Raw genomic sequence first — 8,192 nt, 5'->3', positions numbered from 1 at the left:
TGCTGCCGTGCTCCTCGGTCGAGAACTTGCCTCCCCCGAATGGCTTCGTCTTGTGCTGGTCGAAATAGGCACGAATCTTGCCGCCTCCACCGATCGTTACTTGGACGTTGTCAATGAAATCAGCGTTTTCGTCCTTGCCAGGGAGTCCGCCGACCGAGACGCCAAGTGGTCGTAGGTCATCCTCCCGAAGCTCTGGTTTCTCATCTGGATCGTTCGGGTTGATCTTCGTGTACGCCTCACCGCTTGACACCTCGAAGTCTTTCTTCGACGACCAGTTTTCCGTGACATCGCTCCCGTTGTCATTGTCCCAGTTGAGCGGGATCAAGCCGCCCCAGCGTTCTTCGGCAAGCTCATCGAACCCGTTTATGGATAGATTCACAGTGGCGTCGACTGGATAAACATCCGTAAGAATTGCAAAACTGCTCGAAGCGAATCGGAATTCGGGATCGTCCTTAACAGCCGCTAGGAGCGATCCGCCGGATGCGGCTATCGCAGTCGCTGAAGCGTCTTGGCTCGGCACTGAGAAGCTATACGTATCCCCGCTAACCACTGAGTATGCGACGTCGGACTCGATCGAATCGACAAGCGTGAGGGACACTCGATAGGTGCCGTCAGACATTGCTTCAGTCAAAATCGATTCGACAGTGGTAGTCGTAGTAAATGCTTCATTACCATTCAAAGTCATTTTGGACCATGACTGTAGCCCGACCAGTCCCTCGGCATAACTCTCGAGCTCTTGCCGCTCTTGAGCCGATGCGGTCGAAGAAAGTTCCTCGTATGGGAAAGTTAACGTATCCATCATCCCCCGAACAACTATGTAACCATGCGGACTGTTCATCTCAAGCACCTTCACTTCAACGGATGATTCGTCGCCGACGAACCCGCTCCAACTTCCGTAGCCGATGTGTTCGCCTTCCGTCTCACTCGTCGAAACGCTGTTGCGATCATCGACGGGGAGGCTGTCGAAGCTGCCGTCGGCCGCGAAGGGCGGTGTAGCCGTTGCACGAACTCGATAGACGAAGACGTCGTCAACCGACGTAATCGAGGTGTCGACGAACGACTGCGCATCAGGCCCAACAGTGCCTACGGCGACCCATCCGTTCACGTCATTCTCCGGACGTCGCTCGACGGCGTAGCCGCTTTCGCCGCTGCTCTCGTCGCTCCATTCAACGCGGATGGACGTCGCCGACTCGGCAATCGCATTGACCCCAGACGGGGCTAGGACCGGCACGTAGCTTCCGCCCACCCCCGCCCCCAGCTCCACCCACTCGGAGGTCTCGACGACGTCGAAGACAAATCCGCCGTAGCCGATAAGCGCTAACTCCGAACGGACCCGCAGGTCGTAAACCGCATTGTCGGCCAGTTCAACCACACCGCCGAACCCGTCCGGCGTGCCGGCGATGACAAATTCATCGTCGAATCCGCTGGCGACTTGCTCGCCCCACCGGTCGGCGACGGCGAGCCAAGGTGCGCCCCCGTCGCTGCTCACCTCGACGCGGTGCAGTGTCTGGACGTACGCGTCATTTGACCACGCCAGTTCCAACAGCCCCGGCTCTGGTGAAGTCGCTGACAGAGCCGTAGGGGATTCCAACTCCGGCTCCACTCCGAGCGACGGCGAGGTCTCCAGCACGAGGACGCCGGCGGCGTCGAAGAGCTGCCCGCGAACGCGATACTGGTAGTCGGCCCGCTGGGCTTTCGTGCCCGGTACGCCCGAGGAGTCGTCGATCACGAGGTACGACTGCCAACCGTCGACTGTCCCGGCAGGGCTCCAGTTGGCCCCGCCGTCCGTGCTGTACTCGACGAAGAAGTCCGACTGGGTGTAGCCGCCGAGGTCCCAGGAGACGAGCACGTCTCCTTCGCTCAGGAACGTGGCCACAACATCCTCAGGCGGCAGCAGCGTCGTCCACGCCGCGGCGTCGTCGGTGCGGGGGCTGTCGCCGGCAGCGTGGGTGAACGCCCGGACGTCGTAGTGGTAGCGGGTGCCGTCGACGAGGCCCGTGTCCTGCCAGCCGGTGATGCCGTCGTTGATGTCGCCGGCCGTCGGGAAGACCTCGGCGATCAGCTGGAAACCGTCCGGCGTCCCTTCGGCGCGGTAGATGCGGAAGCCGTCGTAGCTTGCCGGGTCGGCGGGGACTTGCCAGGAGACCTCGACCGTGCTGCTGGTCGCCTGATCCGCCACGACCTCGCCAGCGGCGGTCGGCGGAAGGTCAAGGTTGGTCCCGAAAGCGTCACGCATGATGCCGAAGTCCGCCAGATCGACCATGCCGTCGCCGTTGGCGTCACTCTGGGCGAAGGTCGTGCCGGTTAAGAAGTGAGCGCGGTGAATGCCGAAATCGGCCAGGTCGACGACGCGGTCTCGGTTGAAGTCGCCGTTGAGGAAGAAGAAGTCCGCGTGCGTGGTCGCGTTCGCCCGGTACGCCGGAGCCCCCTGCGGATCGACGCCGTTGTGCAACGGCGTGCCGTCGGGCTTCGTCAGCGTGTTGCCCGTCGTGTCCGACAACCCATCGGCCCACAGCGTCACTTCATAGTTGCCATCCGGCAGATAACCATCCGCCCACGCGTTGGCTTCACCGGGATCGATGCGGATCGTCTTCGTCGCATTGTCGTACGTCAGCCCCCACCCGTGCATCCCGGTCAGCGTCTCGTCGGCGTACAGCCGGGTCGACAGGTTCTCGACCATCACATCGCCATCGTCCAGCGTCGTTTGGTCCAGGTCTGCCGACAACTCGATCTCGAACGCGTGCTCCGCGCCGCTCACGTCGAACACGGCCGAGTCGACCGCGAAGGTCAAGAGCCGACGTGGCTCCAGCCTCTCCGTCATCGAACGAGGGCCACGGACAAGACGCGTTTCAATGCACGGCGAGAGGTGAAAGGCCCCATGACCTTGCCACAGTACCAGCGGCTTCTGGACACACAAGAGCTGACCGATGCGTCAAAGCGTCACCCCTGAAGAGGGGTCGGCCTTGGAAGTGCGGCGAAATCGGCGACGACACTCAAGGCGGACGCTGAGATGTGCGTGTTGCTTTGTCTCGCATAGCTTGCATGCGCAAGTGCACACGCAGCAGATTAGGACACGTGCGTCGCGGCCAGTTTTATGCAGGTGTCGTGCGCGGATGCGTGCGCGGCGGAGGTGGGGAGGTGCTTCGTGCAGCTTCATGCATGCGTCGCAGCCGTTCGTACCCGTGTGGCAGGAACTGGTATCTACGTGGCGGGACCGGATTTGCTCCCTTTATTGGACGATTTTTGCGGTGAAACCGCCCGGTCATCGGGAGACGGCGACACTGGCGGGTGAAACATGATGGCTCGGGTGCGGGTCGATAACGCGGCTGTGGCGATACGTCCTGGAATCGCGGTGATCGCAGGTGTGACAAGGGGCGTTCTATCAGACGGGCAGAGGCGACGATTTTTGTCGTCGTGAACGGGTTTTCAACGGTCGAGCGCCAGCCGATGCATGGGGCGGACGGCAAGCCGGGTCGAAAGTCGACACGGTGCGATGCCGCCCTTCTCGACCAACGTCGTCGGGCTTGATCGGAGCGTTATCACGACGCCTCGACAGGGCCGACGGCCTGACGAAAGGACTCGCAGATGAGCGAGATCACCTACCCGCCCAGGACCAATGCCGATTGGGTCACCTGGGCACGCAACATCAGCAACGTAGTGTCCGACCGCGGCCCCACGTACGGCCTGAGCGCCGAGCAGACGGCTGCACTCGACACCTCGTCGGCTGCACTGGAAAACGCGTACAACGCGGCCACCGCCAACGAAACCCGAAGCAGCATCACGGTCCAGCGGTTCCGTGACACGCTCGACGACTTCAAAGCCGTCGCTCGGCCGATCGTCGCGATCATCCGCACGGCCAACGGCGTCACCGACGCCATGAAGCGCGAGGTCGGCGTGCGCGTCACCGACGACACGCCCAGCGAGCGCGTGGTCCCCGGCATCGCGCCAGTCGTCACCGTCGCCATGACCGGGCCGAACACCGCCCGCGTCTCGGCACGCGGTGCCAGAAGCCAGGACCGTCGCGGCAAGCCCTTCGGTGCCCGCGACCTGGTCATCCTCGTCTACCGCGGCACGACGCCGCCGGAAGACGTGATGAGCTGGCCGACGTACACGATCTCGGGCCGAACCGACGTCGACTGCTACTGGCCGGACCTGGTCAGCGAGGAGACGGTCTGGTTCAGCTGCTACTGGTCGGGTTCGTACCGCCAGACGAGTCCCTTCTCGGTGCCGATGAGCCTGCGTCTCCCCGGCATCGGCGGGCAGGCCCAGACGCTCGACGAGCTGCGCAGCGACGACGAGTCGCCGGACATGAAGATCGCGGCGTGAGGCGGAGTAGCGACTAGCTGTTAGCGACTAGGGCCTAGGTCAGAGGGGAACGCATCCATCTCTGGCCTAGGCCCTAACAGCTAACCGCTAACAGCTCTCTGCTTCGCGATCTCTCATTTTCCCCACCCAACCCCATCCGCGGCACGAACTTCAGTTCGTGTGTTGTTCGTGCAGACACGAACTGAAGTTCGTGCCACGGTTTCATGACTCCTCATTGTCTCTGCTTCGCGTCCCTCTTCGCATCTTTGCGGCTTCGCGATCTCCGTTTCTGGTCTCTTTTCCCGAGATTGTCATGCTTCCCGTTCCGCCACCGTCGTGTGCGTTGTCGTTCCGCCAGGGCGCGCTGGAGGACATTCCGTTCATGGATGCCCTGCAGAAAGAGCAGCGGCACGCGGTCGGGTTCTTTCGCTATCAGCAGTTCGTCGACCACATCGAAGCGGGAGGGGTGCTGATTGCAGAAAGCTTGAAGCAGGAAGCCAAAAGCTTGAAGGACCAGAGTGGTGTCGATTCCGAGTCTTCAAGCTTCAAGCTTCCATCTTCAAGCTTTCCGTCGTCTGCGTCCACGCCCCTCGGGTACATCATTCATCGGGACCGCTACCTCAAGCGGGACGAGCTGGGCGTGGTGTTTCAGCTCAACGTGCGGAGCGATGTGCAGCGCGGGTACGTCGGGGCGGCCCTGCTGCAGGCGGCGTTCGAGCGGAGTGCGTATGGGTGTCGGCTGTACTGCTGCTGGTGTGCGCAGGACCTTGCGGCCAACCGGTTCTGGGAGGCGATGGGGTTTGTGCCGTTGGCGTACCGGGCGGGAGGGAAGGGCAGAAAGCTTGAAGAGAGAAGCTTGAAGCTTGAAGGTCCAGACTCTGAGGCTTCTGGCTTCAAGCTTCCTCCTTCAAGCTTTCCGGCTTCTCCCCGCGTCCACATCTTTTGGCAGAAGCGGATCACGAGCGGGGACAGCCACACGCATTACTGGTATCCGTTTCAGACCACGGGTGGGGCGCTGCGGGCGGATCGGTTGGCGTTTCCGATTCCGCCGGGGACGCATTGGAGCGAGGTTCGGCCGATGGAGGTGCCGATGGTGGACGAGAACGGGAACGAGGTGAAGGCCCTGCCGGCGGCGAAGCCGAAGCGGAAGGCCAAGGCGACGCCGAAGGCGGAGCCGGAACGCATGCGGGTGTTTGTCAAGGGGAAGTTTCAGTGGGTAGACGTGTCGGATGGCAAGACGCTGGTGCCGAGTTCGCAGCCGGCCGGACACGACAAGGATGTCGTGGCACCGGAAGCGCCGGCCAGGCCGAAGCTGAAGGTGAAGCCGGCGTTTCTCAGGCTGAACCGGGAGCTGCGCGATCGCTACCTCGAAGAGCTCAACCGACGCCCGGACCTGACGCTGGCACTCGACGGCAAGTACGACGCGTCGCGGGCCTTGCCCGAGGCCGACTCGCTGACGATGCTGGAGGAGCCCGCCCTGCCGAAGCTGGCGGCGTGAGCGGTCATTCAGAGATCGCAAAGACGCGAAGTCGCGAAGAGAGACGCGAAGGGGAAAGAGAACGGTTCAGAACCAGAGTCCCGGAGCGCTCTGTTCCCTTCGCGGCTCCTCGACTCTTCGCGTCTTCGCGGTTCAGCCAGCGGTGACGGTGGCCGAGTTACTCGTCGTCGAAGAGCGAAATGGCGTTGGGGTCGACGAGGGTGGTGCCGAAGCTTGCGCGGAGGATGCCGAAGTCGGCGAGGTCGACGGTGCCGTCGTAGTTGAAGTCGCCCTCGCTGAAGCGAGTCGGGCTGCTGGTACCGAAGTTGGCACGCAGGATGCCAAAGTCGGCCAGGTCGACCGTCCGGTCGCGGTTGGCGTCGCCGGAGAGGAAGAAGAACTCGCGGGTGATCGTGTTGTTCCCGTTGCCCGCGACGTCGGTGACGAGGCCGGCGTTGAGGTGGAAGGTGTAGTTGCCGTCGGGGACGAAGTCGTTGCCGCTGGTCGGGTTGTAAATGAGGTCGTTGTTGAACGCTCCAGGGATGAGGTCGAAGTCGCTGGAGGGGAGGTTGGTGTTGGTGGTCGTGTTGCGGACGATCGGGTCGGTCACGGCCAGGCCGTTGGTCGACTCGTTGAAGTCAACGAAAAAGCGTTGGTCTTGCGGCCCGTTGTCGAAGAGGAAGTCGAAGAACACCAGCTCCGGAGCAGTCGCGTCGATCGTGACCTCGATCGGCGGCGACGCGGGGCTTTGCGGGCCGGAAGGCGTGACTGACGCGGTGGCGGTGTAGTCGAAGGTGCCCTGTGGCTGCTGTGGCAGCGTGACGGAGTAGATGCCGATCGGGCTGACGGTTCCAGACCCGACGAAGGTGCCCTCGCGGAAGATTCGGATCGTGTTGCCGGCGAAGACAGAGCCGAGTGCGCCGACGAACTGCGGGGTGCGATCGAGGGTGATGTTGTCGGTCGAACTGATGCCGGTGTCGCTACCGCCCTGGAGATCGGGCGTGGGCGGTGTCGGTGGAGCGGTGACGAGGTCGAAGCTCACGCTGACGGTGCCGCCGAGGTTGCCGTTGCTGACGGCGGGGTCGTAGTTCTGTGGAAGGATGGTGAGGAAGTACTCGTCACCCGGAACGATGCTGCTGAGCGAGACGGTTTCGGTCACGCCGGCTCCGCCGAATCGCGAGCTGCCAAGGAGCGTTCCGGTGTCGTCGAAGACGTATATCTCGGCGTTGTCACCGGCATCGGGCGAGACGCTGAACGTGGCGTTTCCGTCGGCGTTGGCCGGAGCGGTCGCGCGGTACATGAACGTCTCGCCACCGGGAGCGACGCCCAAGCCGAGCGGGAGGGTGCCATCGCCCGACGAGTTGAGCGAGATGATCTGCCCGTCGAAGGTGCCGGTGCCATAGTCGACGTTGACGATCAGATCGCCCGTCGCGGTGCCGGCGTCTGCGACGGCGAGGATGTAGCGCTGTCCGGCGAGAGGCGTGAAGATGATCCGTGCGTCGTTGCCGACTCCGTCGTCGTCGTCGAAGTCGATGAGCGCGCCGGTGTCGGCGTTGTAGACCGCGGCGACGGGATCCTGGCCAGAGACGGTGTCGATGACGTCAATAGTGAACAGATCGCCCAGCGGGACATCTCGGCCGAAGAAGAAGTAGTCAACGTCCCCCGACGAGTTGATGAAGGCACTACCACCCTGCACGTCCGGGCTGCTGCCGGTCGGGCCAAACGGCACGATGACTGCGTTTTCGCTGGTGGTCGACGACGTGGGCAGTCTCAGGTCGAAATCTGCTGACACCGTGAACGAGCCAGTCGACGCACCGTTGGCAGGGCCAACACGCAGCACGTAGCTTGCGTTCCGGTCGAGATTGGACCGCGTCAGGGTCTCGGTCACATCCGTCGACCCGGCATCGACGCGCTGCACGAGATTGCCCGATGCATCGTAAAGCGAAAGGACCGGATTGAGCCCCGCAGTCGTGGGATCGGCGGTGAACGTCACCTGTCCGCCGGCGTAGGTCGCTGGCACGGTGAATTGGAAGTAGTCCGCATCGTTCGCACCGATGCTCGCGCCGAGCGATCCCACTCCACTTGCGTTGAAGGACAACGTCTGCACAAACGCGCTCGGGCCGTTGATCGTGATGTTGGCGTCGTTGTCAGCGGCCGAGATGCCGTCGATGTCTTCTTCAGCAAAGACGGTGGTCCGGTACTCAGTCTGAATGGCAGCGTTCCAGCTGACTGACGGGTCGTTCTCGCTCACGTTGTCGCGCTCGCGGTTTTCACTGTCGAGGCCGATGAGACTCTCGTTGCTGGTCTGGAAGACCTGCATCGCAACGTCATAGACGGGCGCATCAACGGTCGTCGTGGCGAAGCCTGCGTTGTCGAACGCGTAGAAGACGCGGTCGAGGTCGGTGTTGCT

4 protein-coding genes are annotated in these 8,192 nt (G+C 62.8%); 2 read left to right on the top strand and 2 right to left on the bottom strand.

The genetic code is table 11. The features are described 5' to 3' along the window. On the bottom strand, positions 1-2,821 hold a 2,821-nt coding region (locus tag AAGI46_13735; GenBank protein ID MEM1013266.1), incomplete at its 3' end, for a hypothetical protein. Between the two features lie 764 nt (positions 2,822-3,585). On the opposite strand from AAGI46_13735, the gene AAGI46_13730 reads away from it, so the two are divergent. Continuing rightward, complete coding sequence (locus tag AAGI46_13730) at positions 3,586-4,326, top strand: hypothetical protein (GenBank protein MEM1013265.1); 741 nt, start codon at positions 3,586-3,588, stop codon at positions 4,324-4,326. Between the two features lie 292 nt (positions 4,327-4,618). Next, entirely contained in the window at positions 4,619-5,803 is a 1,185-nt protein-coding gene (locus tag AAGI46_13725; GenBank protein ID MEM1013264.1) for a hypothetical protein, read from the top strand. A 157-nt stretch (positions 5,804-5,960) separates the two neighbouring features. On the opposite strand, the gene AAGI46_13720 is transcribed toward AAGI46_13725, so the two are convergent. Then, on the bottom strand, positions 5,961-8,192 hold a 2,232-nt coding region (locus AAGI46_13720), incomplete at its 5' end, for an Ig-like domain-containing protein (GenBank protein MEM1013263.1).

It is taken from the genome of Planctomycetota bacterium (assembly GCA_038746835.1).
GTDB lineage: Bacteria > Planctomycetota > Phycisphaerae > Tepidisphaerales > Tepidisphaeraceae > JBCDKH01.
The sequence above is the reverse complement of the archived record's forward strand: the minus strand, read 5'-3'. Positions and strand labels throughout refer to the sequence as shown.

What these genes read in the sequence shown, in the direction of transcription:
- AAGI46_13730 (MEM1013265.1), top strand. Translation starts at nt 3,586, where the DNA reads ATGAGCGAGATCACCTACCCGCCCAGGACCAATGCCGATTGGGTCACC.
- AAGI46_13725 (MEM1013264.1), top strand. Translation starts at nt 4,619, where the DNA reads ATGCTTCCCGTTCCGCCACCGTCGTGTGCGTTGTCGTTCCGCCAGGGC.